Annotated in this window: 17 protein-coding genes; 9 read left to right on the forward strand and 8 right to left on the reverse strand. The window is 40.7% G+C overall.

Annotation, left to right across the window (positions count from 1 at the left end; all coding sequences use genetic code 11):
* Window positions 1-50: 50 nt before the first annotated feature.
* Both GNF10_RS20495 and GNF10_RS20500 read right to left on the reverse strand, forming a co-directional pair.
* Window positions 51-605 carry a hypothetical protein gene (locus tag GNF10_RS20495; RefSeq protein ID WP_185580514.1) on the reverse strand — a complete coding sequence of 185 codons (555 nt, stop codon included), beginning with the start codon at window positions 603-605 and terminating at the stop codon, window positions 51-53.
* 113 nt (window positions 606-718) lie between these two features.
* The gene (locus tag GNF10_RS20500; RefSeq protein ID WP_185580513.1) at window positions 719-2,647 is read right to left on the reverse strand and encodes an alpha-amylase family glycosyl hydrolase; all 1,929 of its coding nucleotides are present in this window, start codon (window positions 2,645-2,647) and stop codon (window positions 719-721) included.
* Between the two features lie 479 nt (window positions 2,648-3,126).
* On the opposite strand from GNF10_RS20500, the gene GNF10_RS20505 reads away from it, so the two are divergent.
* The 3 genes from GNF10_RS20505 to GNF10_RS20515 all read left to right on the forward strand — a co-directional run bounded on the left by GNF10_RS20505 (window position 3,127) and on the right by GNF10_RS20515 (window position 7,227).
* Window positions 3,127-4,179, forward strand: coding sequence for a hypothetical protein (locus GNF10_RS20505; RefSeq protein WP_012406844.1), 1,053 nt, complete (start codon window positions 3,127-3,129; stop codon window positions 4,177-4,179).
* A gap of 599 nt (window positions 4,180-4,778) precedes the next feature.
* On the forward strand, window positions 4,779-6,614 hold the full coding sequence (locus GNF10_RS20510; protein WP_185580940.1) for a serine/threonine-protein kinase: 1,836 nt from the start codon (window positions 4,779-4,781) through the stop codon (window positions 6,612-6,614).
* Between the two features lie 394 nt (window positions 6,615-7,008).
* On the forward strand, window positions 7,009-7,227 hold the full coding sequence (locus GNF10_RS20515) for a hypothetical protein (RefSeq protein WP_114080301.1): 219 nt from the start codon (window positions 7,009-7,011) through the stop codon (window positions 7,225-7,227).
* 42 nt (window positions 7,228-7,269) lie between these two features.
* On the opposite strand, the gene ribD is transcribed toward GNF10_RS20515, so the two are convergent.
* Window positions 7,270-8,469 carry a bifunctional diaminohydroxyphosphoribosylaminopyrimidine deaminase/5-amino-6-(5-phosphoribosylamino)uracil reductase RibD gene (gene ribD, locus GNF10_RS20520; RefSeq protein ID WP_185581085.1) on the reverse strand — a complete coding sequence of 400 codons (1,200 nt, stop codon included), beginning with the start codon at window positions 8,467-8,469 and terminating at the stop codon, window positions 7,270-7,272.
* Window positions 8,470-8,918: 449 nt separating this feature from the next.
* Here ribD and GNF10_RS20525 point away from each other — a divergent pair, with 449 nt between their 5' ends.
* A complete protein-coding gene (locus GNF10_RS20525) occupies window positions 8,919-10,223 on the forward strand; it encodes a P-loop NTPase fold protein (protein ID WP_185581419.1) in 1,305 nt (434 codons plus the stop codon).
* Window positions 10,220-16,150, forward strand: a complete 5,931-nt coding sequence (locus tag GNF10_RS20530; RefSeq protein WP_185581420.1) for a PD40 domain-containing protein — start codon at window positions 10,220-10,222, stop codon at window positions 16,148-16,150. The genes GNF10_RS20525 and GNF10_RS20530 overlap by 4 nt, the downstream gene beginning before the upstream one ends.
* A gap of 66 nt (window positions 16,151-16,216) precedes the next feature.
* On the opposite strand, the gene GNF10_RS20535 is transcribed toward GNF10_RS20530, so the two are convergent.
* The gene (locus tag GNF10_RS20535) at window positions 16,217-16,816 is read right to left on the reverse strand and encodes an MBL fold metallo-hydrolase (protein ID WP_185581421.1); all 600 of its coding nucleotides are present in this window, start codon (window positions 16,814-16,816) and stop codon (window positions 16,217-16,219) included.
* A 188-nt stretch (window positions 16,817-17,004) separates the two neighbouring features.
* On the opposite strand from GNF10_RS20535, the gene GNF10_RS20540 reads away from it, so the two are divergent.
* The gene (locus GNF10_RS20540) at window positions 17,005-18,195 is read left to right on the forward strand and encodes an aminotransferase class I/II-fold pyridoxal phosphate-dependent enzyme (RefSeq protein WP_185585196.1); all 1,191 of its coding nucleotides are present in this window, start codon (window positions 17,005-17,007) and stop codon (window positions 18,193-18,195) included.
* A 179-nt stretch (window positions 18,196-18,374) separates the two neighbouring features.
* Window positions 18,375-19,865 carry a glutamine synthetase family protein gene (locus GNF10_RS20545; RefSeq protein ID WP_185585195.1) on the forward strand — a complete coding sequence of 497 codons (1,491 nt, stop codon included), beginning with the start codon at window positions 18,375-18,377 and terminating at the stop codon, window positions 19,863-19,865.
* 51 nt (window positions 19,866-19,916) lie between these two features.
* On the opposite strand, the gene GNF10_RS20550 is transcribed toward GNF10_RS20545, so the two are convergent.
* Window positions 19,917-21,098 carry a family 10 glycosylhydrolase gene (locus GNF10_RS20550; protein ID WP_185592327.1) on the reverse strand — a complete coding sequence of 394 codons (1,182 nt, stop codon included), beginning with the start codon at window positions 21,096-21,098 and terminating at the stop codon, window positions 19,917-19,919.
* Between the two features lie 178 nt (window positions 21,099-21,276).
* Window positions 21,277-22,656: a chromosomal replication initiator protein DnaA gene (dnaA, locus tag GNF10_RS20555; RefSeq protein ID WP_185581117.1), complete on the reverse strand. Its 1,380-nt coding sequence runs from the start codon at window positions 22,654-22,656 to the stop codon at window positions 21,277-21,279.
* 164 nt (window positions 22,657-22,820) lie between these two features.
* Here dnaA and GNF10_RS20560 point away from each other — a divergent pair, with 164 nt between their 5' ends.
* On the forward strand, window positions 22,821-24,062 hold the full coding sequence (locus tag GNF10_RS20560) for an HhoA/HhoB/HtrA family serine endopeptidase (protein WP_185581116.1): 1,242 nt from the start codon (window positions 22,821-22,823) through the stop codon (window positions 24,060-24,062).
* A gap of 79 nt (window positions 24,063-24,141) precedes the next feature.
* Window positions 24,142-24,672, forward strand: a complete 531-nt coding sequence (gene def / locus GNF10_RS20565; protein ID WP_185581115.1) for a peptide deformylase — start codon at window positions 24,142-24,144, stop codon at window positions 24,670-24,672.
* Window positions 24,673-24,821: 149 nt separating this feature from the next.
* Here def and GNF10_RS20570 read toward each other — a convergent pair whose 3' ends face one another.
* Both GNF10_RS20570 and GNF10_RS20575 read right to left on the reverse strand, forming a co-directional pair.
* A complete protein-coding gene (locus GNF10_RS20570; protein ID WP_185581114.1) occupies window positions 24,822-26,513 on the reverse strand; it encodes an NAD-binding protein in 1,692 nt (563 codons plus the stop codon).
* Between the two features lie 47 nt (window positions 26,514-26,560).
* On the reverse strand, window positions 26,561-26,769 hold a 209-nt coding region (locus GNF10_RS20575), incomplete at its 5' end, for a hypothetical protein (protein ID WP_185607209.1).

The following is a 26,769-nucleotide window of genomic DNA, read 5'->3' on the forward strand; positions in this document are numbered from 1 at the left end:
ATTTTATTCGCGTCAATCATCCGCGAACACTATTTTCTTTGTTTTACCCTCTATTTCTCCTTAACCGAGCAGTATTGAGACGATAGTTTAAGTCCATCAAGTTCAGCAGGTAAATCAATCGGTTTGTCACCGAAATAATAGAAGTGCCGTGACATCAAAACACTCACACCCTCTAAATCTGCTTCTTGATCACTCTTCTTATGAACACTTGGTCGTAATACTGATTGTTCTCCTTGACTGTAATCGTAGATGCAATCGCCAACACGATACTCGAATATTTTGCTGTCCCACTTTGGAATTTTATGAGGACTATAAACTGGGCAAAACTCGTCGTATTCTTGGAATGTCATCTTGTCCGTTACCTTCATCGCATATACAACGCAGTCGCCGATATCTCTATTTCCAATTGGTGACTGTGTAGAACCAAATCCTAAAACCCAATCTCCAATACTTGCTACTCGTCGGATACGCCCCTTGCAAATTGCAAGAGTGCAAAGTTCCCAGAATGGGTTAGGAGCAGCACCGCTATCACAAGTTAGGCAGTAGGAGAAGAGTCTTATGAGTACAAACTTACTAAAGGATCTAACTACTACACTATGGCGTATACTACGGTTAAATAGGCTTGTTTATGTATTTTTCGTTACTTATGGTTCACAAATAATAAAAAGTGAAGAATCCAAATTTGAATCCTTCACTCTTCATAACTTATTCGATATTTCTACGATTCTCTTCCCGATGCCCAGGTATCACGCCATTTAACAGTACCTTCTTTGGCAATCACCCAGCGACGATTGACCAAATTTTCCCGCAGAGGCGATCGCCCTTCCCGCCACATGGCATATTTATAAGCAATCAGCTTACCAGCACTTTCATCAAAGGGAATCTCAGCAGACCAGGTATTTGAGTTGATGTACTCCAAAGGATATGCTTTGCTGATATCCCAGTTACCCAACTCTGGGCAATCTCCTGTCACCACAATGATTTCACCGGGTTGGGTATCCACACCATTGAGTTGGACGCGCACAATTGTTTGTGCTTTTATCCGTTCCCCAACGTGGCTGAAAACAAGCACTCCCCGTTCTTCTAGTACTAGGTCATAAATCTTACCGTCTTTGACTTCATACTTATTGCGAGTCACTACGCAAGTATGTTCTCCATCGGGCAATTCTGTTTCTACTTCAGGGAGAGTAACTTCTCCTCCCCGGTTTAAAGCTACGAAACACAGAGAGTCACGATAGCGGCGGACATAACAGTAAACATCTGGGGTCAAGTATTTCTGCCAATGGCTACCCATTGATATAGCAGGATTTAGCCGTCGTAAACCAGACAGCAATCTAATGCAACGATAAACCTCACTATCGGTATCCCAATTTTCCATCATCGGGCGGTTGTATGGGTCATTACCGCCATCAGTATCGTCATGTAAATACTGTTCTGTGCCGTAATATATACAGGGAATACCACGAGATGTCATAATTAGGGCGATCGCAACCTTCAACATCGCTGGATCGGGATTCAGCGATTGGAAGCGGCACATATCATGGTTATCGATGAAGGTAACTAACTCTGTTGCCCCGTTATAGCGATAATCCTGGTCAAAAATGTATTGAATTGTCTCGAATCCCATTTCTGAACCTTGCCCTAGTGCGGCTCGAATTGCCACACATAGCCCAAAGTCTAGAAGTGTCATGCCTGAGTGGTTAACAAATTCCACCGAGCGATCGTCAGTAGGATTACTGTAAATCCATTCACCAAAAATGAATACATCTGGTTTGTGATTGGTCATATCACCAGTGAATTCTTGCCAAAACCAAATCGGCATGTGCTTGACAGTATCAACCCGCAGTGCATCCACACCCCGGTCTAGCCATTGTTTAATTGCTGACTTAATATACTGTCGATATTCTGTATTGTTTTCATTAAAGGTTGCTAGACCAGATAGTTCACAATTCTGTACTTGCCAATCATCTTCCCAGTTTTGCACTTCACCATAGTGGTGATACCAATGATTGACATCATCATTGAAGTCAGCAATTTTAACGCCATCATCATACAATTCACCTTTGCTACCACTGGTGTCAGGGCTGCTGTGGTTGCAGACAATATCCAGCACCAGCTTCATATTCCGTTTGTGCAGTTCTGTAATTAACCGATCAAAGGTCGTATTTTTTTCTTCTTGGGTAGCATTTAAAGAAGGGTTTTCTCCATCAGCAATGTAGCGAGGATTAATCCGCTTAAAGTCTTTTGTCCAATAGCCATGCATCGCCGCATTGCTAATAAATAACTCTTCTACTTGCTCGAATAGTGGAGTTAGCCAAAGGGCGGTAACTCCCATATTTTTGAGATAATCTAATTTATCGATGACACCTTGCAAGTCACCACCCCAGTACTTACCCCATTCTTGTCTATTGGGATCGTAGAGTTCTGAATTTTCACCTTCGCTGTTATCTGGATCGCCATCATAAAAACGATCTACCACCAGAAAGTAAATAGTTTCCTGACGAAATTCAATATCTCTGGTGTAAAGAAACTCTAGGTCAATCTCAGTTTCTGATGGTGGCGTTTCTATAATAGCGTCTACTTTTTCTTGTGCAGAATCAACTTTGTATTGATCTGGAGAAAACTGAGATGGAGGGGTTCTTACCATAAAAAACTCAAAATCTTATGTAATTTACATTTGTAGAACTAACAGTACAAACGCTTTGGCTATTGTGTGCCGCTACAGACATCGGTATTGTGACATCCTGCCCACGGTATAGGTATCTATCGCTAGCTAGTTTATAATTCTATCGATAGATATAATTCATCTGCTAGAGGTTAAAAATCAAGGAATATAGCATTTATTAACGATAATTGCTTAATAACAAAAATTTACAATATTTAATTAAGTTGACCTGTGGTAAAAATTGAGCCTAACTCGTGTTTAAGTGTATATTCGACAACAGATTTTAGAACATCTCAACTTCTTGGAGATTAGCTGTCAACAAGATTTGGTGACACCTGAGCAATACTGAGTAAACCACCTATTAGGCAACTTTTTCTCTAGAAGATTCGCTCCATTGGTAAACTGACCATTGTCACTTTCAATCAGTTTTTACTGTTAAGGAATTAATTTAGGTAGCAATTATGACCAAGTATGACAAGGTTTTTAACTCACCAAAGACATCAGAGGAATCACTAAGTCCAGAGGAAGCGGTAGCAGCGATCGCAACTGTCACTGCGATCGCTGATTCCATGATTGAAGATGTAGATGCAGAAAGTTTAGCGGGTATCCTGTGGGAATTTGAGGTTTTCGAGGAATACTCAGAAGATGAAATCGCCGAAATAGTTGATAGACTCCTAGCCATTGCAGAAGAGGAGGGAATTGGGCCCCTGTTTAATGCCGCCAAAGTGTCTCTCTCAGAAGAATTAGTGCTGGATGGTTTTGCAGCTGGGGTAATAGTGCTTTTAGACGATGAACTTGCGATCGCCAAACCAAAACAAGCCTACCTCAAAAAGCTACAAGCAGCCTTAGACCTAGAAGATGAAGAAGCAGAGGAAATTATTAAGGAGGTAATTGCAGCCTTTAAAGAAGCAGAAGAGGAGGAATATGCAGATGACGACGATGATGAGACAGTAGTCATAGAAGATTTTAGCGAACAGACATATCAATCCCCTTTAGGTAATTTTACCGTGCCAATTCCGGTTGATCCCCAGCAGGGCGGTAGAATTCAAAGCCAGGAAGGAGTAGTTGGGTTTTCTGATGACATCGGTACTTTGTTGAGAATCGATTATTATCCTTTCCCTCTAGAACAGTTAGAGGAACTGGAGTCTGTTGGACAAGAAGAATATTTACAAACAATTTTAGTAGATAAGTATGTGCCCCAAGCGATTTTTGCCAATGTCCCAGATGCTTCGGTAGAGTACACCGAATATCTGGAAAATACTTTGCGAGGCGCTTACTATGTATTAATTGATATGCCTAAGGGTTCGACAATTTCTAAGCAAGAAAATAATGGAACTGCGATCAGATTAGATGCGTACCGGGGTTTGCTCACCTTTATCAGTGGTGAATTTTTGTATATAGTTAGTAGTCAGCACAGCTTTCTTGACGGCGAGACTCCCGATTCTCTTGAAGAAGAAGCTGAAGATATCAAGGAGAGTATTTTAGAGTTTGTTGAGACTATAGAGTTTAACTAGTGCAACATTTGATTGGCGTTGCTGAATTCAGGTATGAAAATGATTTTGCGTGATTTCAAAACCCTTGTAAAGAAGTTGCAATACAACGTCTTTATACCAAAATTCATATATTTAATCAGCAACACCGATTCATTCATCGCCAATTAAATTTGGCAATACCCTGCATTGGTAATGCGTCGGCTTACATTTAGATATCTGGTAAAAAAGAATGTAGAGAAGTATTGCCACTGCTACCTCTCTACATGGGTTCTGAATAACGCATATTTAATTTCACCGAAGAGGCAAAGAGGATGGGAGCAGGGGGCGGGGAGAAAGCCCTTCTCCTTTGCATGGAGCGGAGCAAAACATGGGTACGTTCGCGCCGCCTCTCGTAGAGAAGAGAAGCCCGGTTGTTCCAGGACGCTTGAACTGGGGCAAAGTACAAGCTCCGTCTCAGTCTTTCCCCCTGTCCCATACTCCCCTGCCTCTTTTGACCAGATGTCTTTCGCCCTCGCTTTACTTAATCTGATGTACATTTGGAAAGGGCGATGTCTGAGACAAGCCTGGAGAAGATAGGAAGTCTCCGGCTCCGCGCTGGGTGTCTACGCTTATAATTTTTCATGACAATAACCCTGCTAAACAATCGCTATCAAGTTATCCAGGTAATCGGTGCTGGGGGTTTTGGCGAAACCTTTCTGGCAGAAGATGTTCACATGCCTTCTCGCCGTCGTTGTGTGATTAAGCAACTCAAACCGATAACTAATAATGATCCGCAAAATTACCAACTGATCCAACAACGGTTTGAACGGGAAGCCGCAACCTTAGAATATTTGGGTGAAAGTAGTAACCAAATTCCTAAACTCTACGCCTACTTTTCTGAGAACGGTCAATTTTACCTTGTCCAAGAATGGATTCACGGCCAAACTCTGACGCAAATTGTCGAAGCCAAAGGATTTGAGAGTGAAGCTGCTGTTCGGCAAATTCTCTTGAGTCTGCTTTGGGTGTTAAATTATGTCCACAGTAAAGGCATTATTCACCGGGATATTAAACCTGAGAACATTATTCTCCGTTCTGTTGATAACAAGCCAGTTTTGATTGATTTTGGTGCAGTCAAAGAAACAATCCGTTCTGTGGTCAACTCTTCAGGATACCCCACGCGATCGCTCGTTATTGGTACGCCTGGATATATGCCTAGCGAACAAGCCGTTGGCCGCCCAGTTTACAGCACTGATATCTACAGCTTAGGTTTAACGGCGATTTATCTGCTGACTGGCAAACACCCGCAAGAATTGCTAACCGATCTTAAAACTGGGGAAATACTTTGGCAGCAACACGCCCCTAACGTCTCTTCTCAATTGGCGGCGGTACTCAATCAGGCAATTAAGCCTCATGCTGGCGATCGCTACAGCACTGCTAGTAAAATGTTACATGCTTTGCAGTCTGCTAGTAATATCCCTCCTGAGTTAGCTGCAAATACTCCTACAGTTAATTTTTATCCCTCTGCAACATCGACTCGACAAACCCAGCCATTATATTCCCCACAAAAACCAACCGTGATTCCAGGGACTTCCACTCCTGGAAACTGGCAAAAACCTGCTGTAATTATTGGGAGTTTGTTGGTAGGTGGCTTGATTGGTGCAATAGTAATTCCTAACATCATTCGTCAGCAACAACCAGAAACAACCATTGTCACAAGTAGCACCCCATCGCTAGAATCATTGCCTACTCCCGCATCTACCGAATCGCCCCTTTCTTCCCAAACTTCTCCAGCCCCAGTTGTACCGGCCTCACAACCACGAAAGCGAGTAATTCCCGATTCTTTACCAACCGTTAATCCCCCAGTTGTATCCATACCACAGCCAGAAAAAGAGCCTGTAATTTCAGATACCCCAGCGCCAGAAGTGCCTTCTACACCACAGCCAGAACCAGAGAATATTGCAGTTCCCACACCAGAAGCACCTTCAGCACCACAAAAAAACGAACGCCCGCCTACTAAAGTAGCTGTAACTACCAGCAGTCAAAGCGTTCCCGCATTTCCTACAGGTACATCCAGAAGTACCGTAGAAGCTACCCTCGGCAAACCAAATCAAGATTTGAGAGGCGCATGGGGAAAGACGCGTGCTGTTGTTTACAAACTAGTACCAAACAAAATTGATCTTGGCTACTTATTTGATCGTAATTCTAAAGTGCTACGTCAAACAGAGGTATCTTTTGCCCAATCAGTAGACCCGCAGGTGATGCAAACTACCTTAAATGGATTGTTAGATGGGCAAGCCACTGAAGAAATTAAGCAGGGACTTAAACAGGTACAACAGGGTCAGTCTGATAATTTCCGTTTCCAGAATGGCTCAGTCAAGGGTCAGATTATCCGCCAAGAATGTAATTTTATTTACATTAGTATTTGGGATGAAAATTTACATGATTTTGTGAGTCCATCAACAGCTAAAAGATGTTAACTTTCTAGAAAACGTTGTTCTCAAAAATTAAATTTTTGTATCTTAGAAGACAGATTTAGGATTCAATATAGTATTTGAAAAACTGTCTTTACTGGACTAAAATCTACATAATTTCGGTCTTTGCAAACACAAAAACCCAGTTTTTAGAATTAGTGTATTTGTCTTCTAGGTTTTGCAACTAAACCCATAAAAATCTGTTTTCCCAATCCCCAATCCCCAATCCCCATTTCCCATTTTCAAACTGAGTTTCAAATTCTTAATCTTCATAAAGTAATAAAAACCATTATTAAGTTTTTAATAATACTTGTCTCAGCTTCTACATTCATGTCGTAAATTGCGATCGAAATTGTGTAATCTAAAGACAGCTAATAGCTCATTATTCAATCGAGGTCTGATGACTCCTACAATCATGCGTCAGCTTTGGTCAGTGGTTGAAACCGCGCAAGCCAAGCTCCTTTTACAACTGGATGATGCTAGCTTGGTGCAGTGGTTAGTGAAACAAACCGAAACACAAGTTTTGTTAGATCCTAACGAAACTGATTATCTCTGCCACTACATTCAATCTCGGCTAGCTCTAATACGTGATATTGCCCATGAACGCCAGTGTTCATGATAGCAAAATCACGATGAATTGATTGATAGTGAAGTGTTATTACTATTGACTATTCGCTTTTTGGGGAAAATAACCCTCCACTAAGCAGTCAGAGCCGACTACACGCCAACGAACACGTTCTAGAGACAATGCCTCAGTCATGGTAGTAAAACCTAAATCGCCCACTGGTGTGGGAGCAATGCTACCACCAATGATTTTTGGGGCAATAAATGCCAAAACTTTTTGCACTGCTCCTTGAGCGATCGCACTAGCAGCTAAAGTACCGCCACATTCCCACAAGACGCTACAAAAACCCCGTTCATATAAGTACGCCATTGCATTATCTGGTGTAAGTGATGTTAATTCCACGATTTCCACCCCCTGTTTGAGCAACAGTTCTTGGAAATCGGGGTTAGCACCCTTTTGAGTCAACACCAAAGTTGGAGCATCCGCAGTTTGCCACAGGTGGGCACTTTCCGGTAAGTTGAGATGACGACTCATCACCACCCGCAGAGGATTATGTGCCTCAGCATGATGGCTAGTTAAATAAGGATTATCCTGTCGAACTGTATTACCGCCGACAATTATGGCATCGCAAGCCGCCCGCAGTTGATGTACTTCATTGCGGGCTTCTTGGCTTGTTACCCAGGCACTATGACCAGAGGTAGTGGCAATTTTGCCGTCTAAAGTCATGGCATATTTTAAAATTCCTAAAGGTCGTTTGTAGAGAATGCGATGTACAAAAGCCTCATTTAGCTGACGACAAGCTGATTCTTCTACTCCCACCAACACTTCGATCCCCGCCGCACGTAAACGGGCAATACCACCTCCAGCTACCAGTGGATTGGGATCAACCATACCCACTACCACTTTTGCCACTCCAGCTTGGATTAATCCTTCCGAACAAGGGGGAGTCCGTCCGTAGTGATTGCAAGGTTCAAGTGACACATAGATTGTTGCACCACGAGCGCGATCACCTGCTGCTTGCAAAGCAAACACTTCTGCATGAGGCTCACCTGCACGAGGATGAAACCCTTCGCCAACAATCTCGCCATCCTTGACAATCACCGCTCCCACCAAAGGATTTGGGGAAGTCCGTCCTAAAGCGCGGCGAGCAAGTTCCAAACACCGCAGCATCATACGAGAGTCAAAATCAGTTCCGATCTTTTCTTTGATAACTGCTGACTCCACTAGATGTATATTTTCCTGAGTGTAATTTGGTAAGGATGTATCTGCTTGAGCGACCACTGGGGAATTATCCATAATTTTAGGCGGCAACACTGTAAATATTCTGCACGCGATCGCGCAGCCTTTACACAGGAGAATCGCGCTTTGCTGCTGATAATTAATTAAACAGAGTCAAATTCAGGCGCTGTTATTAGCTGTCTTAAATTGCATCAATCTGTAATATTCATATTACAATTTTTATTACAGCCTTTTTCATCTATCTGAACCACAACCTGGTGTTGGGTAGCACAGCTAGCTGTACTACCCAACCATTTAAAGCGTTGCTACAAGTTCGTTTAAGCGATCGCTTGTATTGCGAAAGATGGGACAACTATCTTTTTGGTAGCAACTTGTGCTTCAGTAAGTGAGATTCTACTTTACGAAGATTTTTTATCTGCATCTACTAGTATATACTGAAACTATAATTAATAACAATAAGTACTATTTTATACATTTATTTTATTAAGTAATAAGAGGAAACCGTAATGGCTTTAGACCCTATTAAGTTTTTTAATGCCTGTAATCCCAGTAAGACTCTAAAAATTGAGAATAAAGAAGACCAACAGTACTATATTGACTTCTCGCCAGTGCGTGGAGGCAATGTAATTCAACGTTTACGACGCACGATCGCTAATCAACCAGATGAGTCAACCTGCCAATTATTCACTGGACATATTGGCTGTGGTAAATCTACAGAACTATTTCGACTCAAAGATGAATTAGAAAAGCAAGGCTTTCATGTAGTCTACTTTGAGTCCAGTGCAGATTTAGATATGGCAGATGTGGATGTCAGCGATATTTTATTAGCAATAACTCGTCAAGTTAGCGCCAGTTTAGAAAAGGTTAAAATCAAACTCAGACCAAGCTATTTTATCGATTTATTTAATGAAATTGCGGATTTTTTACAAACGCCAGTAGTTCCAGAATTTGAATTTTCATTACCTTTGGGAATTGGTAAAGTCACTGCCAAGACTAAAGATAGTCCCAGACTCCGCAGCCAGTTGCGACAATACCTAGAACCTCGGACTAGCGGCATATTAGAAGCTATTAATCAACAGGTATTAGAGCGTGCCAAAGAGCAGCTAAAGCTACAAGGTTATCAGGGATTGGTGGTAATTATCGACAATCTAGATCGCGTCGATATCTCTCCCAAAGCCTCTGGTCGTTCTCAGCCAGAATATCTATTTATTGACCGGGGTGAGCAGTTAAAGAAACTCAATTGCCATTTGGTTTATACTATTCCCCTAGTATTAATTTTCTCCAATGAATTAAGCACTCTGACAAATCGTTTCGGGGTGAAGCCTGTACTCTTACCAATGGTGACAGTTAAGAACCGTGAAAAAACCTATAACTTAGAAGGGATGAAGCTCCTGCGACAAATGGTTTTAGCACGGGCGTTTCCTTGGCTAGGTGAAATAGAACGGTTGAGTCGTATTAATGAAGTTTTTGATTCAGATGAAACCTTAGACCGTCTTTGTCGGGTTAGTGGTGGACATGTGCGAAATCTGTTAGTTTTGCTTTACAGTTGTTTGCAAGAAGATGACCCCCCTATTGGGCGCGACTGTTTGGAAATGGTTATTCGTGAGTATCGGGATGACTTAGTTTCAGCAATTAGTGATAGTGAATGGACGCTGCTGCTGCAAGTTCTGAAACAGCAAGACAATGTTAAAGGAGAGGACGAATACCAAACTCTTTTGCGAAGTATGTTTTTATTTGAATACCGAGATATTGATGGACGCTGGTTTGATATTAACCCTGCGATCGCAGAATCGAAGAAATTTAAGCTATGAGTGACTCTTATCAACCTGAAGATGTAGTTGTCTACAATCAACGCTCCCTGAAAAAACTAATCCGCTCAATTACGAATTCTCAGGGACACTTTGCGTTAATTTTGGCACGTTGTAACTATTGCAGTTTGCGAGACCAAATGGTGCAGCAGATCAAGGAAGAATGTCAAGTTGAGATTCGAGAGCTACATCTGTCAAAATCTATCAAAACACTTTACACGACAATTGAAGCTAACCTGGGAAATCAACTACCTCAAGCTTTGATGATATTTGATTTGGAATTAGTAGATGCAATTGACCAACTTTTAATTTCTACAAATCAGGTAAGAGAGGAATTTCGTAAGAATTTTCAGTTTCCGATAGTTATTTGGGTAAATGATCCAACCTTCCAAAAATTGATTCAATTAATGCCTGATTTTAAGAGTTGGACAGGTAACTCAATTAAGTTTAAATTTGCTACGAATCAGTTAATCAACAATCTACACCAAATTGTTAATTCCCTATTTGCAGCAATTCTTAACGTCGGTGCTGGAAAGTTTCTCGATAATGCTTACCTCAATCTTGACCTTGGTATTCTCCATTTAGGGGAAATTGAATCTGCTGTTAGGGATTTACAAATATCTATAGAAAAACTAGAGCCTGAACTAGAGGCAAGTTTACAATTTTTGCTAGGTCGGGAAGTAGATGCTAATGGACATAAATCTGAAGCGAAAAATTATTATGAGCAAAGTATAACTGTTTGGGAAAAGAAAGTTAAAAATAAACAAAATGTGTCATCTGATGATTTGAAACGTTACGGATGTTTACTTTGGCATCTTGGTTTTTGGTGGGAACAGTATGCAATTTTGCATCGTTCTGAATATTACGAAGCTTGCCTAAAAGCTAAAGATTACTTTCAAAAATGTGTTGAGGGTTTTAGGCAGCACAAATACCCAGATTTAGCAGCAAAATTTATTAACGCTTGGGGTGAAGTTTTAACCAGATTAGAAGCGTGGGATGAGTTAGAAAAAGTTGCGTTAGTAGCTATTGAGCTACACCAAACCTACCCTGATCCAATCAGACTTGGCTACAGTTATGGATTAATGGCTGAGGTAGTGCTGAAAAAATCTCAATGGGTAGAGGCTAAAGAATATGCAGAACTAGCATTAGAAACGAATGCCAAGATTTCCTCTGAAGAAATAATTAATTGGGAGTGGGAACGCAAATTTTATAAAAATTTATACTTACTGTTATTGGCAGAAGCTCAACAAAATCTCAATTACGTTACAAAGGCGATCGCTAATTTAGAAACCGCTCGTTCTGAAAGTAATCCTCAACACGATCCACTGCTATATATTCGCATTTTGGCGAAACTGCGATCGCTCTACTTTGACCAAGGGAACTATTTAAAAGCATTCCAAGTTAAACTAGAGCAACGTTCAATTGAGCAACAGTATGGACTACGAGCTTTTGTAGGCGCAGGACGCTTACAATCTAAACTCCAAGTTATTAATCCTGGACTTGCAGTGGCCGATCCAAAAGCAGCAGTAACCCAAGAGATTGCTGCTTCTGGAAGAATGCAAGATGTGAATCGATTGATTGAAAGAATTAGTCGTGATGACCACAAATTGACGGTCATTTATGGTCAATCAGGAGTAGGTAAAAGTTCCCTGGTTCAGGCAGGGTTATTACCAGCTTTAAAGCAAAGAGCCATAGATGCTCGTGATGTTGTGCCTGTTCTGTTGCAAGTTTATACAGATTGGACAAAAGTTTTAGGAACTTGCTTCGTAGAATCATTAGAAGAAGTTAGAGGCTTAAGCTTTCCTCTATTCTTAGACTCGATGGCAGGTTTTGTAGAAGAGTTGAACAAAAATATAGATAAAGGTTTATTAACTGTTCTGATTTTTGACCAGTTTGAAGAGTTCTTCTTTGCCTATAAAGACCAAGATAAAAGAAGACCTTTTTTTGAATTTATTCGAGATTGTCTGAATATTCCTTATGTAAAAGTTATCTTGTCCTTACGAGAAGACTATCTGCATTACTTACTTGAGTGCAATCGTCTAACACATTTGGAAGCAATTGATAACAATATTTTAGATAAAAAGATTCTTTATTATTTAGGGAATTTTTCGCCAGAAGATGCTCGTTCTGTAATTCAAAGTTTAACAGAAAGTTCTCAATTTTACCTAGAACCACCGCTAATTGATGAGCTAGTACGAGATTTAGCTAGAGATTTAAACGAAATTCGCCCCATTGAATTACAAGTTGTCGGAGCGCAACTGCAAACTGATAAAATTACAACACTAGCTCAGTATCAAGAACAAGGGCCTAAAGAAAAATTGGTAGGACGATTTTTAGAAGAGGTAGTTAAAGACTGTGGTAACAATAACGAACAGTTTGCCAAGCTAGTTTTGTATTTGTTAACTGATGAAAATAATACTCGCCCTTTAAAAACTCGTGCTGAATTAGAGGCAGATTTGGCATTAGAGCCTACAAGATTAGATTTAATTTTAAAAATTTTGGTGAAATCAGGCTTAGTATTTCAGGTGCCAGGATTTCCAGCTGATCGTTATCAATTAGTTCATGACTATCTAGTACCATTTGTGCGCGAACAACAATCAGCCCGATTAATCGCTGAATTGGAGAAAGAAAAAGAACAACGAAAACTCACTGAAGCTAGACTCAATCAAGTCTTAACACAACAGCTAAAAACATCGCGTAGAGCAACTGCTACATTAAGCGGACTTATACTTGTAATAAGTGGAATCACAATTGCAGCAATAGTATTTGGTATCAATACTTATATAATATCTCTAAGCAATTATTCAGAAGAAGACACAGGGCTTGAACCGCTAATTTCATCTCTAAAAGCAGGCAAAAAACTTAAACAGTTATCAATGGGAGTAATACCTGAAAATCAGTTAAGAGTTATTTCTGATCTGAGCAAAGCAATTCAAAATATCACAGAAATCAACCGTATAGAAGAAGGACATGAGAAGAGCATTACAGCCCTGAGTTTTAGTAGCGACAATAAGATGTTAGCTACAGCAAGTGAAGACAATACGGCAAAAATATGGAGTATCCCTGATGGTAAATTACTTACAACATTGCAAGGTCATATAGGCAGTGTAACATCTGTCAATTTTAGTCCTAATGGAAAAATGTTAGCTACAGCAAGTGAAGACAACACTGCCAAAATATGGAGTATCCCTGACGGTAAATTGCTTACAACTTTGAAAGGTCACAAAAAGGGTGTAACTTTCGTTAAATTTAGCCCTAAAGGTGAACTACTAGCTACCACCAGTAAGGATAAAACAGTCAAAATCTGGAATCAGTATGGTACATATATTACGACTTTACCAGTATTGAGCGATCAAGACGTAATTGTAAGCTTCAGCCCTGATAACCAGACAATTGCTACAGGAGGAAACTACGACACTGTTAAACTTTGGAATCTTAAAGGAAAACAGCTTGCTAGTATCGATGAATACGGTACTTTTAATATAAATTTTACCAATAATGGTCAAGCTATTAACCTATTTAATAAAGATGGTACATTGAGTCTTTGGTCTACTCAAGATACTCAAATTCCCATCATTAGTAAAGAAAATTGTGGTACCCAAGGAGAACTTTTAAGTGTTAGTCCTGATCAAAAATCATGGCTAATCAAAGATCCTTCTCAAGACAAATATTTCACTCAATACATAGTAGATGACAGAGTAGATGAAAAGTATTGTTACCCTATAAAAAGATTTAAACATAATGACAGTATTACCTATGTAACCTTCAGCCCTGACAGCAAGTTACTAGCATCAGTCAGTAAGGATAGAGTTGTAAAAATTCAGTATATTAATGATAAAGCTCCCAGTTTTACTACAAAAAATGGTGATAATCCTAGCACAGTTAAGTTTAGTTTTAATGGACAAATCGTTGCTTTAGGTAGCGAGGATAACGAAATTAAACTTCAAAATCGTGATGGAACTCTCATCAAAATTATTAAAGGAAATAGTTCAATTCTCAGTTTTAGCCCAGATAATCAAATGTTTGCAACTCGAAGCCCTGAAAATGTGTTAAAGCTCAGTAAACTTAATAGAAATCAGGAAATAACTCTCAAAGGTAATAACAATAGTATTACAAGCATTAAATCCAGTCCTGATAGTCAGCTAATTGCTGCTGTCAGTGCAGATAATTCAATTAGTCTGTGGCACAGTAACGGAGCTTTTATAAAAACCTTGCCAAGAAATGCTAAGGAAGTTACCAATATTAGCTTCAGCCCTGATAGCCAGATATTTGCCACCATCAGCAGGGACAATTCGGTAAGACTCTATAAACGTGATGCTACTCTAATCAATACCTTACCAGGACACACGGTGAAAGTTACAAGTATTAGTTTCAGCCTGAATAGCCAGAGGTTTGCCACTATCGGCGATGACAATTTAGTAAAACTCTATAAACGTGATGGTACTCTAATCCAAATCTTGACAGGGCATAGTACCAAGGTAACAAATATCGAGTTTAGTCCAGATAGCAGTAAGCTCATCTCTGTAAGCTCTGAAAGTGGAGAAATCAAACTTTGGAGTAGTAACGATGGAAAACTACTGAAATCTATTGATAGCTATGACATAGAGAGCGCCACGTTTAGTCCTAATGGCAATATTATTACTTCAATTAACGTACGCAATACCGTGAAACTGTGGAGTCTTGAGGGAAATTTACTCACAACCCTCAAAGGGCATAGTGCTGAAATTACAAAGGTAAGTTTTAGTCCTGATGGCACAAAAATTGCTACTAGCAGTGCTGACAGTACTGTACGGCTTTGGGATTTAAAAGGTAACAAGCTGAAAATCTGGCGAGAACATACTAAAGGAGTTAACGATGTTAGTTTTAGCCCTAACAATAAATTTATTGCTTCTGCAAGCACTGACAACACCGTGAAAGTCTGGCGTAGTAGCGATGATAAATCTATCAAGACCCTTCAAGGATTTAGTGATGGAGTCAATGATGATATTCACATTACTGAAGTCAGCTTTAGTTCTGATAGCAAAATCATCAGTGCTGTTAGCACAATTTCTGATCGGAGCTATATTAGTATGTGGCTTTGGAACAGTGACAGCAAACCAATAAAAAGTTTTAGAAATGACCTTAACATTTTAGATCGCACCACGTTTAATCCTAATAATCAGACGGTTGCATTCGTGAGTAAAGATGAGAGTTTAAAATTATGGAGTATTAAAGGCAAACTACTGGCAACTATGCCTGGTCATACTGACTTGATAAACAGCATTACATTCAGCCCAAATAGTAAAATTATTGCCTCTGGTAGTGACGATAAAACTGTAAGACTTTGGAATAAAAATGGTATTTTTCTCAAAACAATTCCAGCACATGAAGATAAAGTCAATAGCGTTACATTCAGCCCAGATGGCAAAATTATTGCCTCTGCTAGTAAAGACAAAACTGTAAAACTCTGGAATCTTGATGGTACGCTCCAAAAAACTATCAATGATAGTGATGAGGTTACAAATGTACGCTTTAGCCCTGATGGGAAAGTTCTTGCTTATATGAGTAGTAAAGATATTAAGTTTTGGAGTTTTGATGGTAAAAAGATTGAATCCTTAAAAGATGATTACAGCAATACTGGCAGCTTGAGTTTCAGCAAGGACAGTAAAAAACTTGCTTTTGGCGATCAAGATAATGCAAATCTGTATCTTCTTGATAGTATTTGGCAGAAAAAATCTTTTCTCTATTCCATTAGTTCTTTCTCTGGTGAACGATTTAGCCCTAGTGGGAAGACAATTGCTGTTGATAGCAATGAAGGAAAAATCTATCTAAATTTAGACTTAGATGATTTACTCAAACGCGCTTGTAGCTGGGCATCTGATTATCTAAAAAATAATCCTAATATGAAAAACGATCGCCACCTCTGCGATGATATCAACCCTCAAAAATAGTTACTGTGAATCAACGGATAAATTTAGTAGGGCGAGGCTGTTACCGTAGGCATCGCCCCAACCCATTTACAACGTCGCTACAAGTTCCTGTAAGCGATCGCGTCCATCGCGGAAGACGGGCCAACCATCCCCCACCAGCACTGCTTCAACTCGACTCAGTTGAGCCAACCTGCGAACCGAAGCAATAGCTTCCTCTCGATTCAGTAGCTTGTCATCTGGCAATATAGTTAAGCTACCTGCTTTACGTGCCCTGACTAAATCCCCTGTAATCAAAGTTGTCTCCTCCAGTAACAGAGCCAATTCACCGGGAGTTTTCGAGCCGTGGAGTTCAATTACTTTTAACCCAGGTACAAATTCTTCACCATCAGATAACCAGCGATCGCAAGGTATGGGAAAAGTGTCTTTTTCTGCCACTGGGCCAGCTATCTTAGCATAAGTTTGATCGGCAATATCTTTACTTGCCCTGACATGCTCGGAATTCGTCAGCACAATCCAAACTACACCACCGAGAGATTTCAAATGATTCCAATCATGGTTTGATAGGGCTACTGGGTCAATCAAGATGTTTCCATCTGGGCGAATCCAGGCAATCCCATTGAAATCAATATTTCTTGCCGGATTGAAATTAGACCAGCTATAGAGATCGGGACGGTGCAAAGATTTCATGATGATTCTGGATCAGTACTTCAGTAATTGACTATTAATATCAATAATTAAGTATATAGATTATAAGGTTGCATTCCCTCTGAATCTCGAATTTGAGTATACTACGATAAAACCATCGGTATTATGGATTTTATGGGATTTAGAAAAATTCCTACATAACCGCAATCGAGATCAACGGAGGTAGGGGAGTGAGTGAGATTGGGCGTAAAAAAATATCAGCGAAGGCAGACCAGTTTAGAGAGTCGGTAATTCGGGAAATGACACGGGTGGCACTGCAATATAGTGCAGTGAATCTGGCTCAGGGGTTCCCTGATTTTCCATGTCCGTTGGAGTTGAAACAGGCAGCTTATAAAGCCATAGAGGCAGATGTCAACCAGTATGCCATTACTTGGGGCGATCGCGCATTTCGTCATGCGATCGCTAACAAAGTTCGTTGGTATCTTGGCTTAGATATTGACCCTGAAACCCAAATCACCGTCACCTGTGGTTCCACAGAAGCAATGGCAGCTGTAATGTTGGCGACAGTTGATCCCGGTGACGAAGTAATTGTATTTGAGCCTTATTACGAAAACTACGGCCCCGATGCCATTTTAGCTGGTGCTACACCCCGATACGTAACACTGTATCCTCCCCATTGGACGTTTGATGAATCACAGTTGCGTCAAGCTTTCAATGCCAATACCAAAGCTATTATTATCAACACACCCCATAACCCCACCGGCAAAGTCTTCACCCGTGAAGAACTCACCCTAATTGCTGAACTTTGTCAAAAATGGGATGTGTTAGCCTTCACAGATGAAATCTACGAACATATTCTCTATGATGGCACTCAACATATTGCCCTAGCGACCCTTCCCGGTATGGAAGAACGCACCATAACCATTAACGGTCTATCCAAAACTTATAGTGTCACCGGATGGCGAGTTGGTTACATTTTGGCAAACCCTGCATTAACGGGAGCCATTCGCAAAGTCCATGATTTTCTTACCGTTGGCGCTCCCGCACCATTGCAACGAGCCGGAGTTGCCGCTATGCAACTACCACCATCCTATTATGAAGAACTAGGCAAACTTTATCACCAGAAGCGAGACTTGATCTTACAGATACTCGATGGAGTTGGCATTCCTTACTTCCTTCCCCAAGGAGCCTATTATGTTCTTGCAGATATTTCTAAATTTGGCTACAAAACAGATATTGAATTCACTTACCATCTAATTAAAAATATTGGTGTCGCCGTAGTTCCTGGTTCCAGCTTTTTCAGCCAACCAGAAAAAGGCCATTCATTGATCAGATTCTGCTTTAGCAAAACACCTGAGACATTACAAGCAGCGAGCGATCGCTTACTCAAGCTACAGCAAACTCTGCAATCGACAACCTAATGCAAATTACAGCTATTTTCAGGTAAATAAACCATGTAGGTAGGGGCAATTCATGAATTGCCCCTACGACAGATGTAGTTAAAATACATAATAAACTGCTGTAACATGAGTTCGAGAAACCTCTACTTGCCTTTATCTTTCGTTCAAGCCTGTCCTTCTCCGACTAACCACACAAGCAGATGAAAAGACCTGGATTTATTGAGCGTCATCACTTGTGGACAGAAATCCAAAAAGAAGCATCTGAAAAAATCAAGGCTATTGTTAAAGAACAGGATTTATTGTTGATTCGTACCGCTTGGTCAGACCAGCATGGCATTGTTCGCAGTAAGTCGCTCTTACCCCAAGCTTTTTTCAGCGCCCTGGAAAACGGTATGCAAATCAGCACAGGGACATTCCTGTTTGATACTGGTGGTGCAATAGTATTTAACCCATTTGTCCCTGGCGGTAGTTTAGATATGCCTTTGATGACAGGTGCGCCAAATCTTGTGGCTGTTCCTGACCCTGATACCTTCAAAATTGTGCCTTGGGCAAAACGTACTGGCTTTATTCTCTGTGACGAATACTTTCAAAATGGTCAGCCAATGCCCTTTTCAAGTCGCGGTATTTTGCGCCAATCATTGGTAGAGTTACATCAAAGAGGGTTGGAGTATATTGTCGGCTTAGAAGTTGAGTGGTATCTGGCAAAGTTAGAAGATCCGATGTTAGCGATCGCAAATGTTGGTACTTCTGGAAAACCCGGTGAACCTGCTAAAGTTAGCGCCGTAGACCATAGCTTCCAATACCTTTTAGAATCACACAATCCAGAGATTCAAGATTTGCTGTTCCTTCTGGCAGAAAACTTAGTTGAAATGAAACTGCCTTTAAGGAGTGTAGAAAACGAAGGGGGTGTTGGTCAATTTGAATTTACTTTTGACCCGATTTCTGCATTGCAAGCTGCCGATACAATGATGATATTCCGAATGGCAACCAAGCAAATCTGCCGTCAACAAGGTTACATCGCATCATTTATGTGTCGTCCAGGATTGCAAGGTTCTTCTTCTAATGGCTGGCATTTGCACCAATCCCTTGTAGACCGAACCACAGGCGAGAACGCTTTCATGTCTGCAAACTCCCAAACCCTCACATCAGATTTAGCTAAACACTTCGTTGGTGGTCTTCTCAAACACGCCAATGCTGCTTCTGTGTTCACAACCCCAACAATTAACGGCTACAAAAGATTTAGACCTTATTCCCTAGCCCCTGATCGTGCAGGGTGGGGATTGGAAAACCGAGGAGCAATGATTAGATTACAAGGCGGTTTTGATGACCCCAGTACCCACATTGAAAACCGAGTTGGAGAACCAGCAGCCAATCCCTATCTCTACATGGCATCACAATTGATTTCTGGTTTAGATGGTGTAGATCATAAACTTGATCCTGGCTCTCCAACAGAGGAACCTTACACTACAGAAAATCCAATCTTACCCAAAAGTTTACCAGAGGCGATTTCATATTTGAGCCAAAGCGAACTTTTTGCCCAAAAAATGGGGCAGCAGTTCATAAACTTCATCATTAAGATGAAAGAAAGTGAAATTAATCGCTTTTTGCAGTCCGTCGCCGATCAGCCACCAGAAGAGTATTTAAAGCAGGTAACTAACTGGGAGCAAAGAGAATATTTTGAATTATTTTGAGTTGAATTAGGTTTATACCTCTTTTAATAAATCAGAATATTCGCTCCCACATCAGAGTGAGTTTTTTAAGCTAGAAGCTGTTTTTTCTGGGTTTCCTGAAAATGGAAAAACTAAGATGCTTTTAATTTTTGGATTATCAACTAATTCTTTTAAGCGACCCAGTTGCCGATCTGTAATTGCAACTCCAGCATATTTTTGAGCATAAATTAACTCTTCAGAAAAATTACTATCATTATAAGCTTGAATAAATATACGATCCGCACCCCATTTTTCCCAGTCAGCTGCAAAATATTTTTTAGCCCAATAGGGGTTATGATGGCAAATATCAAAACTCACTGATGGATTAGCTTTTTTCATAGAAGTTACCATTTGTTGCACAAATTTAGTTAAATTTGCAGTGCGGTCAACTTTTCCAGATAATTCAGCATAATAGCCCAGATAATCATCCCACTGAACTGCATCAATATCAGGATATTTTTTGACAAACTCTACTAAGATATTTTGAAAAAGATTAGCAACTTCAGGAATTTGTACATCAAGGACATAATGATCAATTCCAGAGTACGTTTTATCCACTCCTGGAACAATCCATTTCCGGGCAATTGCTAAATCAAAAATTGGGCTATTCTTATCTATCTTAATTCCCTTCTCGAAGTAAGCATGAACTTGCATTCCTTGCTTATGTGCTTCATCAATAAACCAATTTAACCATTGTTCCTGAAACTGATTTGGACAACTTTTATACCCGAAAGTTTGCTGCATAACTTCACTATTGTACATAGTACAGCCATTACCCCAAACACCATGAATAATTGTATTAATTCCTTGAGAGCGGTAGTAACGAACTCTTTCACGAATCGTTTGTTCGTCGGCATTATTGGTAATTTGGTAGCGAGTTAAATAAATCCCTCTAATTACCTTTTTCTCCCAAGCCGTTGGGAGCAATATTATTTTTTTGTCTGGGATTATTTTCGGATTATCAGTAAAGGTTGGAGTGCTTACTAAAGAGGGTATTGGGGTTATAGAAGGAGTTATATTAATAGTTGAAGAACTAGTTTTAGTAGGCTTAGGAATATGTATGTCTATCTTTTTGCTATTATCTAAAAACTTACTAATTTCTGGATATCCTTTCTGGCTAAACCACCAATAACCACCTCCTAAGATAATTAGGATTATAGAAATCGGAATATTTGAGCATCCACATCCAATTGGTTCTTTCTTTTTACTCGACATATAGAGACCATTTAAAAACTGGTAATCGCGGTCATCATCTTTTAAAGCTTCTGTTGCGCGAGGTTTACCATCACGGGATAAATTATCCGAGCGTCTTAAAATCGCTCGTGTCGCTTCCCTTCCAGTCCTGTTCGCGCAGTGCTGGCGGGGGAACAAGCACCCCATCAGCATATTTCCCTCATGATTTTTGAGAACGGCTAGTCATGTTGATGCGATCGCTCAGTTGGCGGAGAGTTTGTGCTAAAGTGCGATCGCTCTGGTGGAGTTGGGTAATTTTATCGCAACTATAGATTACCGTTGTATGGTCTTTACCACCAAACTCCTCGCCAATTCTTGGCAAACTCAGAGATGTGTGTTGGCGCATGAGATACATTCCTATTTGACGCGCCCAGCTAATCTCTCTTCGTCGTGAGTTACCTTTGAGATCGTCTATTGAAACATCAAAATTATCCGCTACAACCTTTAAAATTGCTTCTGGGGTAGCTGCCATTTTTTCGTTAGGCGGTTCTAAAACAGGTGTGATATTTTCCACCGTCATCGGTAAACCCCAAATAGAAATGTAAGCCACGGCCCGGATTAAAGCTCCTTCTAATTCTCGAATATTAGAAGTATAGTTAGAAGCAATATACTCAATCACATCGCGGGGAAGACAAATATTTTCATCCTCGGCTTTTTTTTGCAAAATTGCCATCCTAGTTTCTAAATCCGGCTTTTGGATATCTGCAATTAACCCCATAGAAAACCGAGAACAAAGACGTTCTTGTAAGCTAGGAATCTGGTTCGGAGGACGATCGGAAGCAATCACAACTTGTTTACCAGCTTCATGTAAAGTATTAAAAGTATAAAAAAATTCTTCTTGAGTATATTCCTTACCTTCAAGAAACTGAATATCATCAACTAATAAAACATCAGCCGCTCGATAATGTTCTCGAAAACTTTGCATACTATCTTTACGAATCGCTGTAATTAAATCATTAGTAAACTGTTCAGTAGAAACATAAAATATTTTACAATCAGGACAAATTTTCCAGCGATAATGACCAATAGCTTGCATCAGATGAGTTTTACCTAAACCTACCCCACCGCATAAAAATAAAGGATTAAACTCTTTACCGGGAGATTCTGCAACTGCCAAAGAAGCAGCGTGAGCCATCCGATTGTTGGCTCCAACTACAAATCGTGAAAACACATATTTAGAATTTAATTCAGTAGTTTTATGATTGTGATGAGAAACAGCTTCAGGAATACTGCTAGGATTTGTTGATTCCCAAGAAACCTCCCGTTCACTAAAATGAGAAACTTCATCACCTTGAGCAACAGTAATGTAAATTCCTACGGGATGACCGAGAATATCTTGTACTGCATGAGCAATGGTATTGATGTAATACTTTTGTAACCAATTACGAGCAAATGGGTTAGGAGTGCGGATTACTAAGCAATTATTTTCTAATCGCTCCGCACTAGCAGTTTTTATCCAAGTTTCAAAGGTCGGTCGGGATAGTTCAACCTGTAGGCGCTCTAGTACCTGACTCCACAGACTTTCTATGGGAATTTCCATTATCCACCACCTTTGCTGCTAATCGTCACAATAGAAGATAAAGCATCAATTTAGCATCCAGACACGCTAGACCTAGAATAAGCTTTTAAGTTGTAATCATTTTGGGACATACCCAGTAGGCAAGATCCTAACACCCACTGACTGACACGGAGAAGCAACGATACATGAAGACAACAAACCATGACTTAGCACCCAAAAAAACTGATACCAGGGGTTTGCTCCAGAGGTGGCGGATGCTCTTATATGGGGTAGCAATGGTGTTCTTGGGAAGCTGCTCTCTTGTACCAGCTAAGACCTTAGAGACTCGGCAAAGTGACACTCAACCCCAAGAAACAATAGAACCCAATCAGGGAATTGTCCCCCCGCCGATTTTCTCGTCGTCTGGAGATCCTAATTTTGTGGTAAAAGTAGTACAAAATGTGGGGCCTGCGGTAGTTCGCATTGATTCTTCCCGAACAATCACTTCTCGCGTACCAGACGAATTTAACGATCCATTTTTCCGACGGTTTTTTGGAGACGCAGCGCCACAGCCTAGACAACGGGTAGAGCGCGGTAGTGGCTCTGGATTTATTATTAATTCTTCAGGTCAAATTTTGACCAATTCCCATGTGGTAGATGGTGCTGATAGAGTGACTGTCATACTCAAAGATGGCCGCACATTTGACGGTAAAGTACTGGGTGAAGATCCAGTAACGGATGTTGCTGTGATCAAAATTGATGCTAATAATCTGCCAACCTTATCTGTAGGTAACTCTGATGCTTTACAACCAGGAGAGGCAGTAATAGCTATTGGCAACCCTTTAGGCTTGAATAATACCGTCACTTCTGGGATTATTAGTGCTACAGGTCGTTCTGGTAGAGATATCGGTGCTAGTGACAAGCGGGTTGATTACATCCAAACGGATGCTGCGATTAACCCTGGTAATTCTGGTGGGCCATTGCTTAATGCTCGTGGACAGGTAATAGCGATGAACACAGCTATTATTCGAGGCGCTCAAGGCTTGGGATTTGCTATCCCCATTAACACTGCACAAAAAATTGCCCAGGAATTAATTGCTACAGGCAAAGTCGATCATCCTTATTTGGGTGTTCAGATGGTGACACTGACACCAGAAATTAAAGAAAAAATCAGAGATAAAGCTGGCGATCGCTTAAAGCTTACAGCAGATGAGGGCGTTTTGCTGGTTGAGATTGTGCCGCGATCGCCAGCAGCTGCGGCTGGACTACGAGTCGGTGATGTGATTAAAAGCATTAACAGCCAGCCTGTTACTAAAATTGAAGAAGTACAAAAGCTAGTAGAAAATAGCAAAATCGGTACTAAGTTACCAATACAGGTGGAACGCAATGGGCAAATTGTCCAAATAGCAGTCCAACCTGCTGCTTTACCCGCAAGACGTGAAGGATAAAGTTTGTCATTGGTCATTTGTCATTGGTCATTAGTGAATACCCAATGCTCCATTCCCCATTACCTAAAGGAGTTTTATCATGACTGAATTAGCACCAATCATTCAATTAGGCAATCCAACATTGCGCCAAAAAGCTGTTTGGGTTGGGAATATTCAAGATCAGCATATCCAGAAATTAATTGAAGACTTAATTGCCACTGTTGCCAAGGCTAACGGTGTGGGAATTGCTGCGCCTCAAGTAGCACAATCTTATCGTTTATTCATTGTGGCTTCCCGTCCTAATGCCAGGTATCCCAACGCGCCGGAAATGGAACCTACTGCTATGATTAATCCCAAAATCATTGCTCATTCAACTGAAGTTGTCAAAGATTGGGAAGGTTGTTTAAGTGTTCCCGGAATTAGAGGGTTAGTTCCTCGCTATAAATCTATTGAAGTGGAATACACTGACTCTCAAGGCAATTTACAAAAGCAAGAATTAACCGATTTTATTGCTCGGATTTTTCAACATGAGTACGATCACCTCGACGGTATCGTATTTGTTGATCGCCTAGAAAGCACTCTTGATATGATTACTGAGCAAGAATATCAAGAACGAGTAGTTAACAAATAAATGGAAGTGGGAAGTAGGAAAAATACGGTTTGGTTAAGGTTTTTTGATGAAAATTTTAGATCACAAAGACGCGATAAATCGCCGTCTCTTGCCTTAACCGAACAGTATTGGAGTGGGAAGTAGTATATTAATTACGAATTACGAATTATTTAAGCGTGTGTTTCGCAAACTTGCTCGTCTCGCCACAATTGATATAGCCGTGTTGCTGGCATAGTCATATATAAAACATCGCCAGCGCTGAGATTTGTCTCTAATAAATCCCAACCGTGAAGGGTTTGGTGATTCGTCTCTACGTACAAAGGTACACAGTCAGCAGACATGGCTACATCTTTCACCCATTGACCACAAAAGGCGTGTAAAGGTGTAATTACAGTTGCAAAAGCTACCCAAAGACTATCGGCTGTGATGCCATTGCCAAGAATACGTCCTCCTAGTGCAGCAGCAGCAAAAGCTGGGGCTGCTAGTTCAGCCGGACTAAGTACGGCCTCAAAGCCAAATAGCTGTTGTGCTATACCAGCAAAATCAGGATCGGCATAATGAACAATCACCGGAATGCTGGGTGTTAAACCTTTGGCTTTGAGGGCAATTTCCAGATTGGTGGCATCATTGCTAGTAACAGCAAGTACGGCGGCAGCAGAGTCTATATTGCTGGCTTTGAGTATTGTGCGGAAGCTGGCATCACCCTGAATTACGGGGATACCTAGTTCTCGGGCAGTGTTGATATATTTGTTATTGGAGTCGGGTTCAACTACTACAACTTCATGTCCACTGGCGTGGAGTTGCTGGACAATTCTCACCCCAATACCACTCAAGCCACAGACAATATAGTGATATCGCTGGGGTATTCTGGCTGCATCCCAAAATTGCTTAAAGCGGCTTCCTAAGACAAAATCGGTGAGCATTGCATACCAAATACCAATCACCACTGCTCCAACCAGCATCATCACGACAGTAAATAACTTAATACTGTTAGGAGCATTTTCTACTACTTTGTCATTACCACCCGCTCCCGTAATCATGCCTACAGAAAAATATAAAGCATCGACAGGAGATAAACTCAACTGAGCCGACATATAGGTGAGTGTAGCGATCGCAATAACTGCAAGTAACACAACAGCACCTATCAATACCGATCGCCCATGTTGCTGAAACTGCTTAAAATTAGTCATGACTTTCAGCAGTTTTTTAATCAATGACCTGCGGGGAGAACGGATACGGGGTTGTGTACCAATAATTAAGCGATCGCCTACTTGGATCTCTTGTCCAGATATGACAGCTGACACCAAATCCATCTCACCTTTGACTGGCAAGTAATAAATTAGCATCCGCGATCGGTCTTCCCACAATTCACTCAGCTTTAAACCTCTCCAGAAGTGGTTTTCATCAATGTATTCTTCATGAATCGGCCAAGTTTGCTGAAATAATTTGATTTGTCCGATCGCTCGGTTTCCCATCGCTGCAAAGGTGAACACGGGTGCTGCTAATCCCACAACACTCATACTCAAATGGTCTGGTAAACTTTGATCTAAGCGCTCGCCCAAATTTGTATTATAAAAACGGTTGATAATCCGAATCTGGGGATTCAGAACTCGCGCTTGCATCATAATAGACAAATTCAGAGCATCTTTAGAGCCAGCGATGACTAAAGTATGTGCCTGTTGAATTCCTGCTGCTGTTAGGGTAGAAGCTGCTTGTAAATCGCCAACAATCACATCTCCTGCTGTTTCGCCAGGGATAGATTGGTGATGAATGCCAACAACGAAGGCCCCCTGATGTCTCAGCAAACGAAAGGTTTTATATCCGGTACGTCCTAAGCCGCAAACAATAATTCTGGGTTTCATGAAACGGCAGCATCTTTTACAGGTAGGGCTGCATTTCTAGTTATTAATCAATATTGTTGCCCGTTTTCCTGAAATATTACTGTAGCTGACAACACGATTGTTTTAATTGAAAGCTGGAGGCAAGGGGGCAGGGAGCAAGGGGAGCGACGCGCAAAAGTTAGATTATCGTGGCATGAAGAGGAAATTTTAGTAATTTTTTCTACTGAAATAGCCATGAATACACCTTTTTCTTTTTCTTCCCCTGCCTCTTGTCTGG

This window comes from Nostoc sp. UCD121, from assembly GCF_014222285.1.
GTDB lineage: Bacteria > Cyanobacteriota > Cyanobacteriia > Cyanobacteriales > Nostocaceae > Nostoc.

Excerpts from the sequence above, each read along its gene's own strand:
- GNF10_RS20500 (WP_185580513.1), bottom strand. The coding sequence starts at position 2,647 with ATGGTAAGAACCCCTCCATCTCAGTTTTCTCCAGATCAATACAAAGTT.
- GNF10_RS20505 (WP_012406844.1), top strand. The coding sequence starts at position 3,127 with ATGACCAAGTATGACAAGGTTTTTAACTCACCAAAGACATCAGAGGAA.
- GNF10_RS20510 (WP_185580940.1), top strand. The coding sequence starts at position 4,779 with ATGACAATAACCCTGCTAAACAATCGCTATCAAGTTATCCAGGTAATC.
- GNF10_RS20515 (WP_114080301.1), top strand. The coding sequence starts at position 7,009 with ATGACTCCTACAATCATGCGTCAGCTTTGGTCAGTGGTTGAAACCGCG.
- ribD (WP_185581085.1), bottom strand. The coding sequence starts at position 8,469 with ATGGATAATTCCCCAGTGGTCGCTCAAGCAGATACATCCTTACCAAAT.
- GNF10_RS20525 (WP_185581419.1), top strand. The coding sequence starts at position 8,919 with ATGGCTTTAGACCCTATTAAGTTTTTTAATGCCTGTAATCCCAGTAAG.
- GNF10_RS20530 (WP_185581420.1), top strand. The coding sequence starts at position 10,220 with ATGAGTGACTCTTATCAACCTGAAGATGTAGTTGTCTACAATCAACGC.
- GNF10_RS20535 (WP_185581421.1), bottom strand. The coding sequence starts at position 16,816 with ATGAAATCTTTGCACCGTCCCGATCTCTATAGCTGGTCTAATTTCAAT.
- GNF10_RS20545 (WP_185585195.1), top strand. The coding sequence starts at position 18,375 with ATGAAAAGACCTGGATTTATTGAGCGTCATCACTTGTGGACAGAAATC.
- GNF10_RS20550 (WP_185592327.1), bottom strand. The coding sequence starts at position 21,098 with ATGTCGAGTAAAAAGAAAGAACCAATTGGATGTGGATGCTCAAATATT.
- dnaA (WP_185581117.1), bottom strand. The coding sequence starts at position 22,656 with ATGGAAATTCCCATAGAAAGTCTGTGGAGTCAGGTACTAGAGCGCCTA.
- GNF10_RS20560 (WP_185581116.1), top strand. The coding sequence starts at position 22,821 with ATGAAGACAACAAACCATGACTTAGCACCCAAAAAAACTGATACCAGG.
- def (WP_185581115.1), top strand. The coding sequence starts at position 24,142 with ATGACTGAATTAGCACCAATCATTCAATTAGGCAATCCAACATTGCGC.
- GNF10_RS20570 (WP_185581114.1), bottom strand. The coding sequence starts at position 26,513 with ATGAAACCCAGAATTATTGTTTGCGGCTTAGGACGTACCGGATATAAA.